The organism is Pseudomonas sp. PIC25, from assembly GCF_002286785.1.
Lineage (GTDB): Bacteria > Pseudomonadota > Gammaproteobacteria > Pseudomonadales > Pseudomonadaceae > Pseudomonas_M.
This window is the reverse complement of the sequence record NZ_MUJY01000126.1, coordinates 26,873-44,824: the sequence shown is the minus strand read 5'-3', so window position 1 is coordinate 44,824 and position 17,952 is coordinate 26,873. Positions and strand designations below refer to the sequence as shown.

Here is a 17,952-nt window from a genome sequence, read left to right as displayed (position 1 = left end):
GAGGATCGCCGCTTGCTCGACGCCCACCCCTTCTCGCCCATACTGCGCCTCGCCCTGCCCTCGCCGTTGCGTCGCTTGTTCGACTACCGCGCGCCGGCCGGCGTATCGCGTGGAGCGCTGCAGCCTGGAGTGCGCCTGCGCGTGCCGTTCGGCCGGCGCGAGGTGATCGGTGTCCTGGTCGAACTCAGCGATCACAGCGAGGTGCCGGCCGACAAGCTCAAGGCCGCTCTCGAATTGCTCGATCAGCGCCCGCCATTGCCGGCGTCGCTGTTCAAGCTGTGTTTGTGGACCGCGCAATACTACCAACACAGCCTGGGCGACACCCTGAGTTGGGCGCTGCCCGTTCTGCTGCGTCAGGGCGAGCCGGCCGAGGCGAGGCAGGAACGCTTCTGGCACGCGGCGCCGGATGCGCGCCTCGACGACCCGCGCCTGGCGCGGGCTCCGCGTCAAAAACAGGCCTTGCAGACCCTCGCCCAGCACCCACATGGCGTGGCGCATCAACTGCTCGGCAAACTGCAGATCAACAAGGACAGCCTCGACCTGCTCCTGGAAAAAGGCCTCGTGCACGTCGAGGTACGCAGGCACCATCCTGCAGAGCATCACGGTGGCTGGCTGGCCCAGCCCGAATTGCCGCTGAACGCCGAACAGCGCGCCGCCGCCGAGGCGGTACATGCCGGTTTCGGCCGGTTCGGCGCCTACCTGCTGGCCGGTGTCACCGGCAGCGGCAAGACCGAGGTTTACCTGCAATTGATCCGCCAGACCCTGGAAGCCGGCAAACAGGCCCTGGTGCTGATCCCGGAAATCAATCTCGGCCCGCAAACGCTGGAACGCTTCGCCCGCCGCTTCAACGCCCGCATCGCCCTGCTGCACTCCAACGTCAACGACCGCGAGCGCCTGGACGCCTGGCTGGCGGCGCGCGACGGCGAGGCGGATATCGTCATCGGCACCCGCTCGGCACTGTTCACGCCACTGAAGAATCCGGGGCTGATCATCGTCGACGAGGAACACGACGCTTCTTATAAACAGCAGGAAGGGCTGCGTTATCACGCCCGCGATCTCGCCCTGGTCCGTGCCCGGCAGGAAGACGTGCCGATTCTGCTCGGCTCCGCCACGCCCTCGCTGGAAAGCCTGCAGAACGCCTATGCCGGACGCTACGCCCTGCTCAAGCTCACCCAGCGCGCCGGAGGTGCACGCCAGCCGCGCTTCCTGCGCCTGGACGTGAAGAGCCGCCCGCTGGATTCCGGCATCTCCGGGCCGATGCAACAGGCCATCGGCCAGACCCTGGAAGCTGGCCAACAAGTGCTGGTCTTTCTCAACCGCAGAGGTTTCGCGCCGACCCTGCTCTGTCACGACTGCGGCTGGATCAGCCAGTGCCCACGCTGCGATGCGCGAATGACCGTGCACCAGCGCTCCGGCGAGCTGCGCTGCCACCACTGCGGCCACGCGCAACGCCCACCGAGCAATTGCCCGGATTGCGGCAAGGTGGACTTGCGTCCGATCGGCGCCGGAACCGAACGCGCCGAAGAACGCCTGCGCATTCTCTTTCCGGATTACCCGGTGTTGCGCATCGACCGCGACAGCACGTCGCGCAAAGGCGCGATGGATCAGTTGTTCGGCACCATCCAGCGCGGCCATCCGTGCATTCTGGTGGGCACCCAGATGCTCGCCAAGGGGCACCACTTCCCCCGCGTCACCCTGGTGGCCATCCTCGATGCCGACGGGGGACTGTTTTCCGCGGACTTCCGAGCCAGCGAGCGCATGGCCCAATTGATCGTTCAGGTCGCCGGCCGCGCCGGACGTGCCGATGAGCCCGGCAAGGTCATCATCCAGACGCACCTGGCCGACCACCCCCTGCTCGTGCAGCTCACCGAGCAAGGCTATTTCGCCTTCGCCGAGCAGGCCCTGAGCGAACGCCGCGCCGCCGGTCTTCCACCGTTCACCCACCTGGCGCTCCTGCGCGCCGAAGCGCACAAACCCGGCCAGGCCGAGGGCTTTCTCGACGAAGCCTGCACGGAAGCCGAGCGACTGCTGGCCGAGCTGCGACTGGGCGGCATCGAGCTGCTCGGCCCCGTTCCAGCACCGATGGAGCGCCGCGCCGGCCGCTACCGTGCGCAGCTCCTGCTGCAAGGCAACGCCCGCGCGCCGCTGCATCGCCTGATGAATGCCTGGTTGCCGATACTCGAGCATCTGCCTGGCGGGCGCGCGGTACGCTGGTCGCTGGACGTGGACCCGATCGACCTGTTCTGAGCCCTTACCGCACAAGGCATGCGCGCCGCAGGTGGCTTGCAGCTCGCCGCTGCTTTTATAATGCGCAGTTTTCAACCAGCGCCCCGAGGCGCCGCCGTCCCCACGGCCGAACGAGCGGACCATGAAAGACACCATTCGCCAGCTGATCCAGCACGCCCTGAACCATCTCGCCAGCGAAGGCGTTCTGCCCGAAGGGCTGAGCCCGGCGATCCAGGTGGAAAACACCAAGGACAAGAGCCACGGCGACTTCGCCAGCAACATCGCCATGATGCTGGCCAAGCCGGCCGGAATGAAACCGCGTGACCTGGCGGAAAAACTGATCTCCGCCCTGCCGGTCAACGAGCAGGTGGCCAAGGTGGAGATCGCCGGACCCGGCTTCCTCAATTTCTTCCAGAACACCGACGCCCTGGCCCAGCGCCTCGAAGCCGCATTGGCCGATGCCAAGCTGGGTGTGCGCAAGGCCGGCGCGAAGGAGCGGGTCGTCGTGGACCTGTCCGCGCCCAACCTGGCCAAGGAAATGCACGTCGGCCACCTGCGCTCGACCATCATCGGTGACGGCGTGGCCCGGGTGCTGGAATTCCTCGGCGACGAAGTGATCCGCCAGAACCACGTGGGCGACTGGGGCACCCAGTTCGGCATGCTGCTGGCCTACCTGCAGGAAAACCCGGCCTCCGCCGAGAGCGAGCTGTCTGACTTGGAACAGTTCTACCGCGCCGCGAAGAAGCGTTTCGACGAATCCGCCGAGTTCGCCGACCGCGCCCGCGAACTGGTGGTGCAGTTGCAGGCCGGCGATGCGGAATGCCTGCGGCTCTGGCACCGCTTCAACGACATCTCGCTGTCGCATTGCCAGAAGGTCTACGATCGCCTCAACGTCAAGCTGGTGCCCGCCGACGTCAAGGGCGAAAGCGCCTACAACGACGATCTGCCCAATGTGATCGCCGACCTGCGTAGCGCCGGCCTGCTCACCGAGAGCGAGGGCGCCCAGTGCGTGTTCCTCGACGAGTTCAAGAATGCCGAAGGCAATCCGCTGCCGGTGATCGTGCAGAAAGCCGGCGGCGGTTACCTCTACGCCACCACCGACCTCGCCGCGATGCGCTACCGCAGCCGCGTGCTCAAGGCCGACCGTGCCCTGTATTTCGTCGACCAGCGCCAGGCCCTGCACTTCCAGATGGCTTTCGCCGTGGCACGTCGTGCCGGCTTCGTCCACGACGGCATGGATCTCGAGCACATGGGCTTCGGTACCATGAACGGTGCCGACGGCCGTCCCTTCAAGACCCGCGACGGCGGCACGGTGAAGCTGATCGACCTGCTCGACGAGGCCGAAGAGCGCGCCTACAACTTGGTGAAGGAGCGTAACCAGCAGCGCGCCGACCGGGGCGAAACGCCGCTGACGGAAGACGAACTGCGCCAGATCGGCCGCGTGGTGGGCATCGACTCGGTGAAGTACGCCGACCTCTCCAAGCACCGCACCAGCGACTACAACTTCAACTTCGAGCAAATGCTCAGCTTCGAGGGCAACACCGCGCCCTACCTGCTCTATGCCTATACCCGCGTGGCCAGCGTGTTCCGCAAGCTGGGCAAGGGCTTCGACGAAATCGAGGGCCACATCGCCCTGGATGCCGAGCAGGAAATCGCCCTGGCGGCCAAGCTGGCGCAGTTCGGCGAAGTGCTCAACAGCGTTGCCGAGAAAGGCATCCCGCACCTGCTATGCGCCTATCTGTATGATCTGGCCGGTCTGTTTTCCAGCTTCTACGAGCACTGCCCGATCCTCACCGCAGAGGAGCCGGCGCGGCAGCAGAGCCGCCTTCGCCTCGCGGCGCTGACCGGCCGTACTCTCAAGCAGGGCCTGGAACTGCTCGGGCTGGAAACTCTGGAACGTATGTAAAGGGAAGCCCGGAAGCGCATGGCGAAGAAAAAAGCAGCACCCAAGCGCGGCGCGAGCCGCTATCAGGCGCCCAAGAACAAACCGGTGCCGGGCTGGGTATGGATGGTCTGCGGCCTCGCCATCGGCGGTTTCCTGGTATTCCTGATGAAACTGGAGCCGGGGCGCGACGACGTGAAGCGGCCCAAGCCCGAACAGGCACGCCCCGGCACCGCCAGTCAACCGGCCAAGCCCCCGCAGCCGGCGCAGCCCGAGAAGCCGAAGTACGACTTCTACACACTGCTGCCCGAATCCGAAGTCATCGTGCAACCGGAAGCCCTGCCGGAGCCTACGCCGACACCAACACCCCCGCCGACACAACCGCCGGTCAAGCTGACCCCGGAACAGGAGGCGGCCAAGGCCGAGGCGCTGCTCAACGGCAAGACGCCGCCACCGATTCCCACGCCTACGCCGCCGCCCACCGTGGCCAAGGCACCGGTCACCCAGTTCTTCCTGCAGGCCGGCTCGTTCCGCCGCAAGGACGACGCCGAAGCGGTGCGTGCCCAGATCATCCTGCTCGGACAGAACGTGAAGGTGGAATCCGGCACCGTGCGCGACGAAACCTGGCACCGGGTGATGGTCGGTCCCTTCGCCAACCGCGAGCAGCTCAACAGCGCGCAAAAGGAACTCAGCGCCAACGGTTTCAGCAACCTGCTACTGCAACAGCGCCAGGTACGCTGACTACGACGGATGCGGGCCCGCACGGCAGTGGAGCGACGCACTCTGTCGCTGTCATCCGGCCAGCCTTGAAACCTTCGCCCGCTTGCCCCATATACCCCTGCATAACGCCGTCTGCAGGAGTAAGCCCCTTGACCACCATCGTTTCAGTCCGCCGCCACGGCAAAGTCGTCATGGGTGGCGACGGCCAGGTTTCCCTCGGCAACACCGTCATGAAAGGCAACGCGAAGAAGGTACGCCACCTGTACCACGGCCAGGTCCTGGCCGGCTTCGCCGGCGCTACGGCGGATGCCTTTACCCTGTTCGAACGCTTCGAAGGCCAGTTGGAGAAACACCAGGGCCATCTGGTCCGTGCCGCCGTGGAACTGGCCAAGGACTGGCGCACCGACCGCTCGCTGAGCCGGCTGGAGGCGATGCTCGCCGTGGCCAACAAGGATGCGTCGCTGATCATCACCGGCAACGGCGACGTGCTCGAACCCGAGCACGGCCTGATCGCCATGGGTTCCGGCGGCGGTTACGCCCAGGCCGCGGCCATGGCGCTGCTGCAGCACAACGATGCGCTGTCCGCCCGCGAAGTCGCGGAAACCGCCTTGAAGATCGCCGGGTCCATCTGCGTCTTCACCAACCAGAATCTGACCATCGAGGAGCTGGACTCCGCCGTCTGAGGCGCGTCCGCTCTGGAGCCTTACGCATGTCCATGACGCCCCGCGAGATCGTTCACGAACTCAACCGCCACATCATCGGCCAAGACGACGCCAAGCGCGCCGTGGCCATCGCCCTGCGCAACCGTTGGCGGCGCATGCAATTGCCCGTCGAACTGCGCCAGGAAGTCACGCCGAAGAACATCCTGATGATCGGCCCCACCGGAGTCGGCAAGACCGAGATCGCCCGCCGCCTGGCCAAGCTGGCCAACGCTCCCTTCCTGAAGGTCGAAGCGACCAAGTTCACCGAGGTCGGCTACGTCGGCCGCGACGTAGAATCGATCATCCGTGATCTCGCCGATGCTGCGGTGAAGATGCTCCGCGAACAGGAAATACAGAAGGTCCGCTATCGCGCCGAAGATGCCGCCGAAGAGCGCATCCTCGACGCCCTGTTGCCGCCAGCACGGCCGGTCGGCTTCAGCGAGGAACCGGTGCGCAGCGAAGATTCGAACACCCGCCAGCTGTTCCGCAAACGCCTGCGCGAAGGCCAGTTGGATGACAAGGAAATCGACATCGAGGTGGCCGACGCGCCCTCCGGCGTGGAGATCATGGCGCCGCCCGGCATGGAGGAGATGACCAGCCAGTTGCAGAACCTCTTCTCCGGCCTGGCCAAGGGCAAGAAGAAGAGCCGCAAACTCAAGGTCAAGGACGCGCTCAAGCTGATCCGCGACGAAGAGGCGGCACGCCTGGTCAACGAGGAAGAACTCAAGGCCCGTGCCCTGGAAGCGGTGGAGCAGAACGGTATCGTCTTCATCGATGAGATCGACAAGGTTGCCAAGCGCGGCAATGTCGGCGGTGCCGACGTTTCCCGCGAAGGCGTCCAGCGCGACCTGCTGCCGCTGATCGAAGGCTGCACGGTGAATACCAAGCTGGGTATGGTGAAGACCGACCACATCCTGTTCATCGCCTCCGGTGCCTTCCATCTGTCCAAGCCCAGCGACCTGGTGCCGGAGCTGCAAGGCCGCCTGCCGATCCGCGTGGAGCTGAAGGCCCTGTCGCCGCAGGACTTCGAGCGCATCCTCACCGAGCCGCACGCTTCGCTCACCGAACAGTACCGCGAGCTGCTGAAGACCGAGGGACTGGAAATCGAATTCGTCGAGGAGGGCATCAAGCGTCTCGCCGAAATCGCCTGGCAGGTCAACGAGAAGACCGAGAACATCGGTGCCCGCCGGCTGCATACGCTGCTCGAACGCCTGCTGGAAGAGGTCTCCTTCAGCGCCGCCGATCTGGCCAGCGAGCACAGCGGCAAGCCGATCCGGATCGACGCCGCCTATGTCAACAGCCACCTCGGCGAACTGGCGCAGGACGAAGACCTGTCGCGCTATATTCTCTAAGAGCAGCTGCAAGCGACACGCTACAAGTCAAAAGCATCCTGCTTCGACTTGTAGCTTGACGCTTGCGGCTTGGAGCTTGCGATGCGGATACCCAGCGCCATCGAACTGCACAAAGCCTCGAAGACCCTCACGCTGAAGTACGGCGAAGGCGAGAGCTACACCCTGCCGGCCGAATTCCTTCGCGTGCATTCGCCATCCGCCGAGGTGCAGGGGCACGGCAACCCGATACTGCAATACGGCAAATTGCATGTCGGCCTCAGCAAAATCGAACCGGCCGGGCAGTACGCCCTCAAGCTCAGCTTCGATGACGGGCACGACAGCGGCCTGTTCACTTGGGATTACCTCCACCATCTGGCCACCAACCAGGAACGCCTGTGGACGGAATACCTCGTCGCCCTGGCGGCTGCCGGAAAATCCCGCGACCCCGACGAGTCGGTGGTCAAGCTGATGCTGTAGTCCGCCACCCAGGCGGACCAGACCACCTCCCTCCTCCCCTCCGCGGTTAGGGCGAATTTTCTAATCCGCCCCGGCATACTCGTCCGGGCAGGTGGCTATTCGCTGGGCCGCTTGCGCAAAAACCCAAACTCGGGTAACCAAGGAACTGGCAGGTTCCCTGCATCCAATCGAAGGATGCAAATCAAGACGCGGAGTGGTTTTTCCGCAACCGGTAACCCGAGCAGTACCAGGCCGTTCGCCCTGTGTCGCCGCGCACACAGCAGCATGCCGGTATCCGTCTCAGGACAATGGAGCGTCGTTGATGACCCAGAAGAACAACGAAGACTTGCAACGCCAGGCGTCTGAAAACACTTTGAATCTCAACCCTGTCATCGGCTTACGCGGCAAAGACATCATCACCTCGGCCCGCATGGTGCTCTTGCAGGCCCTCAAGCAACCCATCCATAGCATCAAGCACGTCGGCCATTTCACCCTGGAACTGAAGAACGTTCTGCTCGGCCAATCCGAACTCGCCCCGGAATCCGACGATCGCCGCTTCGCCGACCCTGCCTGGAGCCAGAACCCGCTGTATCGACGCTACCTGCAGACCTACCTGGCCTGGCGCAAGGAACTCCATGACTGGATCGAGGACAGCAATCTCTCCGAACTGGACACCAGCCGCGGCCACTTCGTGATCAACCTGCTGACCGAAGCCCTGGCACCGACCAACAGCATGGCCAACCCGGCCGCGGTCAAGCGCTTCTTCGAAACCGGCGGCAAGAGCCTGCTGGATGGCCTTTCCCATCTGGCCAAGGACTTGGTCAACAACGGCGGCATGCCTAGCCAGGTCAACATGGACGCCTTCGAGGTCGGCAAGAACCTCGCCACCACCGAAGGCGCGGTGATCTTCCGCAACGATCTGCTCGAACTGATCCAGTACAAGCCGACCACCGAGCAGGTCCATGAACGCCCCCTGCTGGTGGTACCGCCGCAGATCAACAAGTTCTACGTCTTCGACCTGTCGCCGGAAAAAAGCCTGGCGCGTTTCTGCCTGCGCAACGGTCTGCAGACCTTCATCGTCAGTTGGCGCAACCCGACCAAGGCACAACGTGAGTGGGGCCTGTCCACCTACATCGAGGCGCTGAAGGAAGCCATCGACGTGATCCTCGCCATCACCGGCAGCAAGGATCTGAACATGCTCGGCGCCTGCTCCGGCGGCATCACCACCGCCTCGCTGCTCGGCCACTACGCCGCCACCGGAGAAACCAAGGTGAATGCCCTGACCCTGCTGGTCAGCGTGCTGGATACCAAGCTGGACACCCAGGTCTCGCTGTTCGTCGACGAGCAGACCCTGGAGGCGGCGAAGCGTCGCTCCTACCAGGCCGGCGTGCTGGAAGGCCGGGACATGGCCAAGGTGTTTGCCTGGATGCGGCCGAACGACCTGATCTGGAACTATTGGGTCAACAACTACCTGCTCGGCAACGAACCGCCGGTGTTCGATATCCTCTACTGGAACAACGACACCACGCGCCTCCCGGCCGCCTTCCATGGCGACCTTATCGAACTGTTCAAGAACAATCCGCTGACCCGCCCCTACGCCCTGGAGGTATGCGGCACGCCGATCGACCTCAAGCAGGTCAACAGCGACATCTATTGCGTCGCCGGCACCACGGACCACATCACGCCCTGGGAAGCCTGCTACAAGTCGGCCCTGCTGTTCGGCGGGAAATGCGAATTCGTGCTCTCCAACAGCGGGCACATCCAGAGCATCCTCAACCCACCGGGCAACCCCAAGGCACGCTTCATGACCAACGAAACCCTGCCGCCCAGCCCCAAGGCCTGGCAGGAAGACGCGACCAAGCACGCCGACTCCTGGTGGCTGCACTGGCAGGCGTGGATGGCGGCGCGCTCCGGCGAGCTGAAGAAGGCACCGGCCAAGCTGGGCAACAAGGCCTACCCGGCCGGCGAAGCCTCACCCGGTACCTATGTGCATGAGCGCTGACAGCATGCACCTTGCGCAGTACTGCCCAAGGCACCCGGACGTGCCTTACGCAATGGCGGCCGATCATGGCCGGTGTGCCGCCAACGAAGCCCGGACCAGGACCGGCACCCGGCTTCGTCACTCTGGGAACGCGCCGGACCGCTGTTCCCAGCGGTTCAATCCATAGGGCTCAGTACATGCTGCAACCTTTCGTATTCCGCACCATCGACCTGGACGGCCAGACCATCCGTACCGCCGTGCGGCCAGGCAAGCCGCACCTGACGCCGCTGCTGATCTTCAACGGCATCGGCGCCAACCTGGAACTGGTGTTCCCCTTCGTCCAGGCCCTGGACCCGGATCAGGAAGTGATCGCCTTCGACGTTCCCGGTGTCGGCGGTTCCTCCACGCCGAGCAAGCCCTACCGCTTTCCCGGCCTGGCCAAGCTGGCGGCCCGGATGCTCGATTACCTCGACTACGGCCGGGTCAATGCCATCGGCGTATCCTGGGGCGGCGCCCTGGCCCAGCAGTTCGCCCACGACTACCCGGAGCGCTGCAAGAAGCTGGTGCTCGCCGCCACTTCGGCCGGCGCCGCGATGATCCCCGGCAAGCCCAAGGTGCTCTGGCGCATGGCCAGCCCACGGCGCTACATCCAGCCGTCCTACGGCGTGCAGATCGCACCCGATATCTACGGCGGCGCCTTTCGCCGCGACCCCAACCTGGCCATGGCCCATGCAAGCAAGGTGCGCTCCTCGGGCAAGCTGGGTTATTACTGGCAGTTGTTCGCCGGCCTCGGCTGGACCAGCATCCACTGGCTGCACCGGATCAAGCAGCCGACCCTGATCCTCGCCGGCGACGACGACCCGATCATTCCGCTGATCAACATGCGTTTGTTGGCCTGGCGCATTCCGAATTCGGAACTGCATGTCATCGACGATGGTCACTTGTTCCTAGTGACGCGCGCGGAGGCAGTAGCGCCTATCATCATGAAGTTCCTCCAAGAGGAACGGCAGCGTGCAGTGATGCATCCCCAGCCGGCTCCACTGCGCAGTCACTGATCGCGTAATCCAAGTGCGAGGCCCAGGCGCCTGACCCAGTACAGGGCCAGGCGCCACAGATTCCTTTTGCGCGCGCTGTCTGGAATGCGTTCCGGCGCGTATTGGTACAAGCCTTGCTGTTTGGCTCTTGACGGTTAAGACGATGGAGTGTTGCCCCCATGCGAGAGAAACCAGCGGCGAGCGCGTTGCCCGTCCCATCCACGTATATGAACGCGCAAAGCGCCATGGTCGGCCTACGCGGCCGAGACCTGTTTTCCACCTTCCGCACCCTGGCCTTCCAAGGGTTGCGCCAACCGATCCTCAGCGCCCGGCATCTCGCGGCATTCGGCACCCAGCTCGGTCGGGTGCTGATTGGCGATACCCCCTACAAACCCAATCCACAGGATTCCCGCTTCGCCGACCCCACCTGGCACCTCAACCCCTTCTATCGACGTGGCCTTCAGGCCTACCTGGCCTGGCAGAAACAGATCGCCGCCTGGATCGACGACAGCGACCTGGACGCCGATGACCGCGCCCGCGCCCGCTTCGTTCTCTCGCTGCTCAGCGATGCCCTCTCGCCGTCCAATAGCCTGCTCAACCCGCTGGCCGTCAAGGAGCTGTTCAACACCGGCGGCGCCAGCTTCTTCAAAGGGGTGAGCCACCTGTTCGAGGACCTGCTGCACAACAACGGCTTGCCCAGCCAGGTCAGCAAGCGGGCCTTCGAGGTCGGCCGCAACCTGGCCGTCACCCCGGGTGCCGTGGTGTTCCGCAACGAGCTACTGGAGCTGATCCAGTACAAGCCGATGAGCGAAAAGCAGTACGCCCGCCCGCTGCTGATCGTCCCGCCGCAGATCAACAAGTTCTACATCTTCGATCTGAGCCCGGAAAAGAGCTTCGTCCAGTACGCCCTGAAGAACGGTCTGCAAGTGTTCATCATCAGTTGGCGCAACCCGGACGCGCGCCATCGCGAATGGGGGCTGTCCACTTACGTGCAGGCCGTGGAGCAGGCACTGGACGTCTGCCGCGCCATCTGCGGAACACGCGACGTCAACCTGCTGGGCGCCTGCGCCGGCGGCTTGACCACCGCGGCTCTGCAAGGCCATCTGCAGGCCCGCCGTCAGTTGCGCAAGGTGGCCAGCTCCACCTACCTGGTCAGCCTGATGGACAGCCAGATCGACACGCCGGCCACCCTGTTCGTCGACGAAAAGACCCTGGAAACCGCCAAGCGCCGCTCCTACCAACGCGGTGTGCTGGACGGCCGGGTGATGGCCAGCGTGTTCGCCTGGATGCGACCGAACGACCTGATCTGGAACTACTGGATCAACAACTACCTGCTCGGCCGCCAGCCGCCCGCCTTCGATATCCTCTACTGGAACAACGACAACACCCGCCTGCCCGCAGCGCTGCACGGCGATTTCCTCGACCTGTTCAAGCACAACCCGTTGAGCCGCCCTGGTGGGCTGGAAGTCTGCGGTACCCCTATCGACCTGCAGAAAGTTACCGTGGACAGCTTCAGCGTGGCTGGTATCAACGACCACATCACGCCGTGGGATACGGTCTACCGCTCGACTCTGCTGCTCGGCGGCAACCGACGTTTCGTCCTGTCCAACAGCGGGCACATCCAGAGTATCCTCAACCCGCCGGGCAACCCGAAGGCGAACTATTACGAGGGCACCAAGTTCAGTAGCGATCCACGTGCCTGGCAGCACGATGCCCAGCATTTCCAGGGCAGTTGGTGGCCGGAATGGCTGAAATGGATCCAGGAACACTCCGGCGAGCAGCACGAAACCCGGATGGCCCTCGGCAATGCCAACCACCCGGCGATGGAGGCGTCCCCCGGCACTTACGTTCACGTACGCTGACCGGGCCCCGCTGGCCGGAAATCCGGCCAGCTTCCCCACAGGAAGCGACAACAAGAAGACAGGATGAAAACCCGCGACCGCATCCTCGAATGCGCCCTGGCGCTGTTCAACCAACGGGGCGAACCTAACGTCTCCACCCTGGAAATCGCCACCGAAATGGGGATCAGTCCGGGCAATCTCTATTACCACTTCCATGGCAAGGAACCGCTGGTCCTCGCCCTGTTCGAGCGTTTCCAGGAGGATCTGGCACCGCTGCTCGACCCGCCCGGCGATGTCGAGCTGAGTGCCGAGGAGCACTGGCTGTTCCTGCACCTGATCGTCGAACGCCTGGCGCAATACCGTTTTCTGTTCCAGGATCTGTCCAATCTGGCCGGCCGCCTGCCCAAGCTGGCGCGCGGTATCCGTCAGTGGCTGAACGTGCTCAAGCGCACCCTGGCCACCCTGCTCGGCCAACTGAAGGCACGCGATCAACTGGTCAGCGACACCCAGGCTCTCGGCCAACTGGTGGAACAGATCACCCTCACCCTGCTGTTCTCACTGGATTACCAGCGCATCCTCGGCAGCAACGGCGAAGTCCGGCTGGTGGTGTATCAGGTCATGATGCTGGTGGCACCCCATCTCACCAACGGCTCGCGCCAGGCAGCGGAACAGCTCGCCCGGCGATACCTGGACGCCTGACTCACCGTGTCGCCGATGCGCAGCAGATCGTGAACAGGCTCTCCCCCAGAAACGCGAACGCCCGGCACATGGCCAGGCGTCCGGGTCCATCGGTGTCACTCAGGACGGAGTGCCGGGATTCGCCGGAGTTGCGGCGGGAGCCGGAGTTGCGGCCGGAGCAGCCGCCGGTGCTGCAGTGGTTGCCGAAGCCGCAGGCTTCGCGGCGGCTGCCGGTTTCGCCGCTGCCGGCTTAGCGGCTTTCGGTGCATTGGCCTTGGGGGCCGCCGCTTTCGGAGCAGCGGTCTTTTTCGCCGCTGGTTTCTTCGCCGTCGCGGCTGCCGGTTTGGCGGCAGGCTTGGCAGCCGGTTTCGCTGCGGGCTTAGCGGCGGCTGCCGGCTTCGCTGCTGCCTTGGCCGCGGGTTTGGCCGCCGGCTTGCTAGCTGCCTTCGCCGCGGGTTTCGCCGCAGGCTTGACAGCCGAAGCGGCGGCTTTCGCGGCCGGCTTCTTGGCAGCAGCCACTGGTTTCGCGGCGGCCTTCGGAGCCGGTTTCGCCGCTGCCGGCTTGACCGTGGCCGCCGAGACGCCCGTGAGCTTCTCCAACTGTTTGGTCAGGGAATCGACCTTGGCGTTCAGCTCCTTGACCTCGTTGCGGCTCGGCACGCCCAGGCGCGAGATCGCGCTGTTCAGGCGCTTGTCGAACGCCTCTTCCAGCTCGCTCCACTTGCCCAGGGCCTTGCCCTTGACCTCCGCCACCCTGGTTTTGGCTGACAGGGCAGAAGATTTGACCGCCTCGACTTGCTTGTCGACTTCGGTCTTAGCCATTTTTTCCGCCTTTTCGCCGTCCTTGACCAAGGTGTCGAACAGCTTGGTACCGTCCTGACTGATCTTCGAATAGGCGCCCAGACCTGCGAGCCAGATTTGGCGGGAATATTTCTCGACCTCGCCGATCCAGGAACTGGTTTCTTTTTCGACTTTCTTCTTGCCTGCCATCCTGCTCTCCTTATTGAGTCTTCGCGGCACGCTCGAGCTTGGTCTCAGCGACACGGTCGAGCATCGCATTCAACACATCGAGCTTAGCAGAGAGTGCCTCAACATCCTGCTTGGAGGGAATACCAATGCGGTTCAGGGCGCTGGCCACACGGCTGTCGAAGGCCTTCTCGACCTTGTCCAGCTGAACGTCGACCTTCTCCTTCACACTGTTCTTCACGGTGTCGATCTGGGTGTTGGCCGCCTCGACCTGCTTGTCGACCAGCTTCTTGCCCTTCTTCTCGACACCTTCGCCGGTCTTCACCAGTTCCTTGAAGTACTCGACGCCTTCCTGGCCGGCCTTGGCATAGGCGCCCAGGCCCGCCAGCCAGATTTGCCGCGCGTAGTATTTGGCATCGCTGATCAGCGTGGTCTTGCTTTCGGCTTTCTTGATAACGGCTACCTTGGCCATGATGCACCTCATGCGCAAAAGGGATGGGAACCGCCCGTACGGATTACGGGCTTAAGCGCAAGGTAGAGAGAAAAATTAGAAACCGCATACTAGGTTTGCCCGGGCGGATGGCGTCGGATCAACCGAGGAACTCGTCCAGTCCCTTCTCGATTTCCCGCTTGATGGTGCCGCCCAGGGCCGACAGCAGCAACCCCAGCTTCACCTCGACCCGCACCTGATCCTCGCCGACCTCGATACGCCCATGCGCGCCGCTGCGGTTGAAGGCCAGGGTATCGCCCTCCCAGTGGTACTCGACGTGGTATTCGCTGGCCAGACGCTCGGCCAGGTGCTCGGCTTTCGCCCGGGCGGCGGCCCGGCCAAGCGAATGAGAGCGTTCGACGGTAATGCGGGACATGCAGGACTCCTGGCTGCGACTATTTAACGCACTATAACAAGGCATCGGCTGGAACCTGCAAGACAACGGCATATCGCCGCCATCCCGGCGGCAGCGATAGCGTTCAACGGCTTTTCCCGCCGCACGCGGCTTGAAGCCTGCCGCCGCTTTTAGGTTTAGAATGGCCGCCACTTTTTCCCGGTGACAGCGACCATGAACGATCCACGCAAAGGCAGCGATACCGAACCCACCACCCACTTCGGCTACCAGAACGTGCCGGAAAGCCAGAAGGCGCAGAAGGTGGCCGAGGTATTCCATTCGGTGGCGGCCAAGTATGACCTGATGAACGACCTGATGTCCGGCGGCGTACACCGGTTGTGGAAGCGTTTCACCATCGAACTGTCCGGTGTGCGCGTGGGCAACCGGGTGCTCGACATCGCAGGCGGCACCGGCGATCTGACCAAGCAGTTCGCCCGCCTGGTCGGCCCCACCGGCGAAGTGGTGCTGGCCGATATCAACGAATCCATGCTCAAGGTCGGCCGCGACCGGCTGCTCGACCTGGGCGTCGCCGGCAACGTCAAATTCGTCCAGGCCGACGCGGAGAAGCTGCCCTTCCCGGATAACCACTTCGACTGCGTCACCATCGCCTTCGGCCTGCGCAACGTGACCCACAAGGAAGACGCCCTGCGCTCCATGCTGCGCGTGCTCAAGCCCGGCGGCCGCCTGCTGGTGCTGGAGTTCTCCAAGCCCACCAACGGCCTGCTGTCGAAAGCCTACGACGCCTACTCCTTCAGCCTGCTGCCGCTGATGGGCAAGCTGATCACCAACGACGCCGACAGCTACCGCTACCTCGCCGAATCGATCCGCATGCATCCGGACCAGGAAACGCTCAAGGCGATGATGGCCGACGCCGGCTTCGAGCGGGTGACCTACCACAACATGACCGGCGGCATCGTCGCCCTGCACCGCGGCATCAAGCCCTGATGCTCGGCACCGCCCTGCTCGCCGGCGTTGAGCACGGCGTCAATCGCGTCCTGCGACTGGACGGGACCGCGCTGCCGCGCCTGACGAAACTGGCCGGCAAGGTCATCGAAATCGACTGCCAGTCGCCCGCCGTCCGCCTCTATCTCCTGCCCGGCGCCGAAGGCCTGCAACTGGCCGGTCAATGGGAAGCGCCCGTCGACTGCCGCCTGAGCGCTCCCGCTGCGACTCTCCTGCGCCTCGCTACGACCCGCCACAAGACCGCCGTGCTGCATGGCCCGGACGTGGACCTGAACGGCGACAGTGCCGTGCTGCTCGATCTCGCGGGTATTCTCCAAGACCTCGAACTGGACTGGGAATACGAACTGTCGCGCTGGCTCGGCCCGGTCGGCAGTCATCTGCTCGGCAGCCACCTGCGCAGCCGCGCGAACTGGGCCGGTAACAGCCTGGACAGCCTGCGCCAAGACCTCGCCGACTACCTCAGCGAAGAGTCGCGTACCCTGGTCGGCCGCCGCGAAGCCGAAGCGCGATTCGCCGAACTGGACAGCCTCAAGCTCGCGCTCGACCGACTCGACGCGCGCATCGAGCGCCTCACCGACAAACTCAAGCCCAGCGATAACGAATGAAGCTGCTCGCCGCCCGCCGTCTGCTCCGCATCCAGAGCGTGGTCATCCGCTATCGTCTCGACGACCTGCTCCTCGAACTGCCGCTGCCCTGGTGGCTGCGCACCCTCAGCTACGCCCTGCCCTGGCGCTGGCTGCCACGCCGCAAGACCCACCTGACCCGTGGCGAATGCCTGCGCCTGGCACTGGAAGACCTCGGCCCGATCTTCATCAAGTTCGGCCAGTTGCTGTCCACCCGCCGCGACCTGCTGCCGCCGGACATCGCCGACGAACTGGCCAAGCTGCAGGACCAGGTACCACCGTTCGACCCGGAGCAATCCGTCGCCCTCATCGAGTCGCAGCTCGGCCTCAAGGTCAGCGAGGCCTTCGCCCGCTTCGACAGCAAGCCGCTGGCCTCGGCCTCGGTGGCCCAGGTCCATGCCGCCCAGCTCAAGACCGGCGAGGAAGTGGTGGTCAAGGTGATCCGCCCCGGCCTCAAGCCGGTGATCCGCCAGGACATCGCCTGGCTGTTCCTGCTCGCCAAGCTGGCCGAACGGATTTCCGCCGAAGCCCGCCGGCTGCATCCGGTGGATGTGGTCAGCGATTACGAGAAAACCATCTACGACGAACTCGATCTGCTCCGCGAGGCAGCCAACGCCAGCCAGTTGCGGCGTAACTTCGAAGACTCGCCGCTGCTCTACGTGCCGCAAATCTACTGGGACTGGTGCCGCCCCAAGGTGCTGGTGATGGAGCGCATCTACGGCATCCCGGTGACCGACATCGCCACCCTCGCAGACCAGCGCACCGACATGAGGCTGCTGGCCGAGCGTGGCGTGGAAATCTTCTTCACCCAGGTGTTCCGCGATAGTTTCTTCCACGCCGACATGCACCCCGGCAACATCTTCGTCAGCACCCGCCAGCCTTGGAACCCGCAGTACATTGCCATCGACTGCGGTATCGTCGGCAGCCTCACGCCAGAGGATCAGGACTACCTGGCGCGCAACCTGGTGGCCTTCTTCAAGCGCGACTACCGCAAGGTGGCGCAACTGCATATCGACTCCGGCTGGGTGCCGGCGGAAACCAAGGTCAACGAATTCGAGGCGGCGATCCGCACCGTCTGCGAACCGATCTTCGAGAAGCCGCTGAAGGAAATCTCCTTCGGCCAGTTGCTGCTGCGCCTGTTCCAGACCGCGCGCCGCTTCAATATGGAGATCCAGCCGCAACTGGTTTTGCTGCAGAAGACGCTGCTGAACATCGAAGGGCTCGGCCGCCAGCTCTACCCCGATCTGGACCTCTGGACCACCGCCCAACCCTTCCTGGAGCGTTGGATGCGCGAGCGCGTCAGCCCGAGAAGCCTGCTGCAGAACCTGCAGGCCCAGGTCGAGCAGGTGCCGCACCTGGCGCACATGACCCGCGACCTGCTGGAGCGCATGTCGCAGCCGCACGCCGCCGACCCTTCGCCGCCGTGGCGCGAGCGTCGGGACGACTGGGCCCTGCGCCTGATCGGCGGCATCCTGCTGGCGGGCGGCGGTACCCTGGCCGCATCCAGCGTCACCCTCACCAGTCTCGCCGCCTGGCCGGCCTGGCTGATGCTGGCGGCGGGACTGGTACTGGTCGTGCGCCGATAGCCAGCGGCCAGCGCGGCTGGCACACTGACAACCCTGAAGGTGCGCCTGCCGCACCGCGAGAGAGCCCTAACGGGCGGAAC

Annotated in this window: 16 protein-coding genes; 13 read left to right on the top strand and 3 right to left on the bottom strand. The window is 64.4% G+C overall.

Translation table 11 applies throughout. The features are described 5' to 3' along the window. The first annotated feature begins 39 nt into the window (after window positions 1-39). The 10 genes from BZL41_RS15635 (at window position 40) to BZL41_RS15590 (ending at window position 12,871) form a co-directional block, all read left to right on the top strand. On the top strand, window positions 40-2,247 hold the full coding sequence (locus BZL41_RS15635) for a primosomal protein N' (protein ID WP_095600201.1): 2,208 nt from the start codon (window positions 40-42) through the stop codon (window positions 2,245-2,247). Window positions 2,248-2,368: 121 nt separating this feature from the next. Then, window positions 2,369-4,132, top strand: a complete 1,764-nt coding sequence (gene argS / locus BZL41_RS15630; protein WP_095600159.1) for an arginine--tRNA ligase — start codon at window positions 2,369-2,371, stop codon at window positions 4,130-4,132. 18 nt (window positions 4,133-4,150) lie between these two features. Continuing rightward, window positions 4,151-4,849, top strand: a complete 699-nt coding sequence (locus tag BZL41_RS15625) for an SPOR domain-containing protein (protein ID WP_095600158.1) — start codon at window positions 4,151-4,153, stop codon at window positions 4,847-4,849. A 128-nt stretch (window positions 4,850-4,977) separates the two neighbouring features. After that, on the top strand, window positions 4,978-5,511 hold the full coding sequence (gene hslV / locus BZL41_RS15620) for an ATP-dependent protease subunit HslV (RefSeq protein WP_095600157.1): 534 nt from the start codon (window positions 4,978-4,980) through the stop codon (window positions 5,509-5,511). Window positions 5,512-5,537: 26 nt separating this feature from the next. Continuing rightward, window positions 5,538-6,881 carry an ATP-dependent protease ATPase subunit HslU gene (gene hslU, locus BZL41_RS15615; RefSeq protein WP_095600156.1) on the top strand — a complete coding sequence of 448 codons (1,344 nt, stop codon included), beginning with the start codon at window positions 5,538-5,540 and terminating at the stop codon, window positions 6,879-6,881. 81 nt (window positions 6,882-6,962) lie between these two features. Beyond that, complete coding sequence (locus BZL41_RS15610; RefSeq protein ID WP_095600155.1) at window positions 6,963-7,337, top strand: gamma-butyrobetaine hydroxylase-like domain-containing protein; 375 nt, start codon at window positions 6,963-6,965, stop codon at window positions 7,335-7,337. A gap of 301 nt (window positions 7,338-7,638) precedes the next feature. After that, window positions 7,639-9,318 carry a class II poly(R)-hydroxyalkanoic acid synthase gene (gene phaC, locus BZL41_RS15605; RefSeq protein WP_095600154.1) on the top strand — a complete coding sequence of 560 codons (1,680 nt, stop codon included), beginning with the start codon at window positions 7,639-7,641 and terminating at the stop codon, window positions 9,316-9,318. 176 nt (window positions 9,319-9,494) lie between these two features. Then, window positions 9,495-10,352 carry a poly(3-hydroxyalkanoate) depolymerase gene (gene phaZ, locus BZL41_RS15600; RefSeq protein ID WP_095600153.1) on the top strand — a complete coding sequence of 286 codons (858 nt, stop codon included), beginning with the start codon at window positions 9,495-9,497 and terminating at the stop codon, window positions 10,350-10,352. A gap of 158 nt (window positions 10,353-10,510) precedes the next feature. After that, on the top strand, window positions 10,511-12,193 hold the full coding sequence (phaC, locus tag BZL41_RS15595) for a class II poly(R)-hydroxyalkanoic acid synthase (protein ID WP_095600152.1): 1,683 nt from the start codon (window positions 10,511-10,513) through the stop codon (window positions 12,191-12,193). A 63-nt stretch (window positions 12,194-12,256) separates the two neighbouring features. Beyond that, entirely contained in the window at window positions 12,257-12,871 is a 615-nt protein-coding gene (locus BZL41_RS15590; RefSeq protein WP_095600151.1) for a TetR/AcrR family transcriptional regulator, read from the top strand. A gap of 99 nt (window positions 12,872-12,970) precedes the next feature. Here the strand turns inward: BZL41_RS15590 and BZL41_RS15585 are convergent, their stop codons facing one another. The 3 genes from BZL41_RS15585 to BZL41_RS15575 all read right to left on the bottom strand — a co-directional run bounded on the left by BZL41_RS15585 (window position 12,971) and on the right by BZL41_RS15575 (window position 14,682). After that, entirely contained in the window at window positions 12,971-13,840 is an 870-nt protein-coding gene (locus BZL41_RS15585; protein ID WP_095600150.1) for a phasin family protein, read from the bottom strand. Between the two features lie 10 nt (window positions 13,841-13,850). Beyond that, window positions 13,851-14,288: a phasin family protein gene (locus tag BZL41_RS15580; protein WP_095600149.1), complete on the bottom strand. Its 438-nt coding sequence runs from the start codon at window positions 14,286-14,288 to the stop codon at window positions 13,851-13,853. Between the two features lie 118 nt (window positions 14,289-14,406). Continuing rightward, window positions 14,407-14,682 carry a polyhydroxyalkanoic acid system family protein gene (locus BZL41_RS15575; protein WP_095600148.1) on the bottom strand — a complete coding sequence of 92 codons (276 nt, stop codon included), beginning with the start codon at window positions 14,680-14,682 and terminating at the stop codon, window positions 14,407-14,409. A 192-nt stretch (window positions 14,683-14,874) separates the two neighbouring features. Between BZL41_RS15575 and ubiE the strand changes: the two genes are divergently transcribed. From ubiE to ubiB, 3 genes are read left to right on the top strand one after another with little or no spacing between them, the layout of a single operon-like run. Beyond that, window positions 14,875-15,645: a bifunctional demethylmenaquinone methyltransferase/2-methoxy-6-polyprenyl-1,4-benzoquinol methylase UbiE gene (ubiE, locus tag BZL41_RS15570; protein ID WP_095600147.1), complete on the top strand. Its 771-nt coding sequence runs from the start codon at window positions 14,875-14,877 to the stop codon at window positions 15,643-15,645. Then, a complete protein-coding gene (locus BZL41_RS15565; protein ID WP_095600146.1) occupies window positions 15,645-16,268 on the top strand; it encodes an SCP2 domain-containing protein in 624 nt (207 codons plus the stop codon). The genes ubiE and BZL41_RS15565 overlap by 1 nt, the downstream gene beginning before the upstream one ends. Beyond that, the gene (gene ubiB, locus BZL41_RS15560) at window positions 16,265-17,872 is read left to right on the top strand and encodes a ubiquinone biosynthesis regulatory protein kinase UbiB (protein ID WP_095600145.1); all 1,608 of its coding nucleotides are present in this window, start codon (window positions 16,265-16,267) and stop codon (window positions 17,870-17,872) included. Before BZL41_RS15565 ends, ubiB begins: the two co-directional genes overlap by 4 nt. Window positions 17,873-17,952 lie beyond the last annotated feature (80 nt).

Bases quoted from the DNA above. Each gene is read 5' to 3' on its own strand.
- ubiE (WP_095600147.1), top strand. From the start codon at position 14,875: ATGAACGATCCACGCAAAGGCAGCGATACCGAACCCACCACCCACTTC.
- BZL41_RS15575 (WP_095600148.1), bottom strand. From the start codon at position 14,682: ATGTCCCGCATTACCGTCGAACGCTCTCATTCGCTTGGCCGGGCCGCC.
- BZL41_RS15565 (WP_095600146.1), top strand. From the start codon at position 15,645: ATGCTCGGCACCGCCCTGCTCGCCGGCGTTGAGCACGGCGTCAATCGC.
- BZL41_RS15590 (WP_095600151.1), top strand. From the start codon at position 12,257: ATGAAAACCCGCGACCGCATCCTCGAATGCGCCCTGGCGCTGTTCAAC.
- phaC (WP_095600154.1), top strand. From the start codon at position 7,639: ATGACCCAGAAGAACAACGAAGACTTGCAACGCCAGGCGTCTGAAAAC.
- BZL41_RS15585 (WP_095600150.1), bottom strand. From the start codon at position 13,840: ATGGCAGGCAAGAAGAAAGTCGAAAAAGAAACCAGTTCCTGGATCGGC.
- hslU (WP_095600156.1), top strand. From the start codon at position 5,538: ATGTCCATGACGCCCCGCGAGATCGTTCACGAACTCAACCGCCACATC.
- argS (WP_095600159.1), top strand. From the start codon at position 2,369: ATGAAAGACACCATTCGCCAGCTGATCCAGCACGCCCTGAACCATCTC.
- BZL41_RS15610 (WP_095600155.1), top strand. From the start codon at position 6,963: ATGCGGATACCCAGCGCCATCGAACTGCACAAAGCCTCGAAGACCCTC.
- ubiB (WP_095600145.1), top strand. From the start codon at position 16,265: ATGAAGCTGCTCGCCGCCCGCCGTCTGCTCCGCATCCAGAGCGTGGTC.
- phaZ (WP_095600153.1), top strand. From the start codon at position 9,495: ATGCTGCAACCTTTCGTATTCCGCACCATCGACCTGGACGGCCAGACC.
- phaC (WP_095600152.1), top strand. From the start codon at position 10,511: ATGCGAGAGAAACCAGCGGCGAGCGCGTTGCCCGTCCCATCCACGTAT.
- BZL41_RS15625 (WP_095600158.1), top strand. From the start codon at position 4,151: ATGGCGAAGAAAAAAGCAGCACCCAAGCGCGGCGCGAGCCGCTATCAG.
- BZL41_RS15580 (WP_095600149.1), bottom strand. From the start codon at position 14,288: ATGGCCAAGGTAGCCGTTATCAAGAAAGCCGAAAGCAAGACCACGCTG.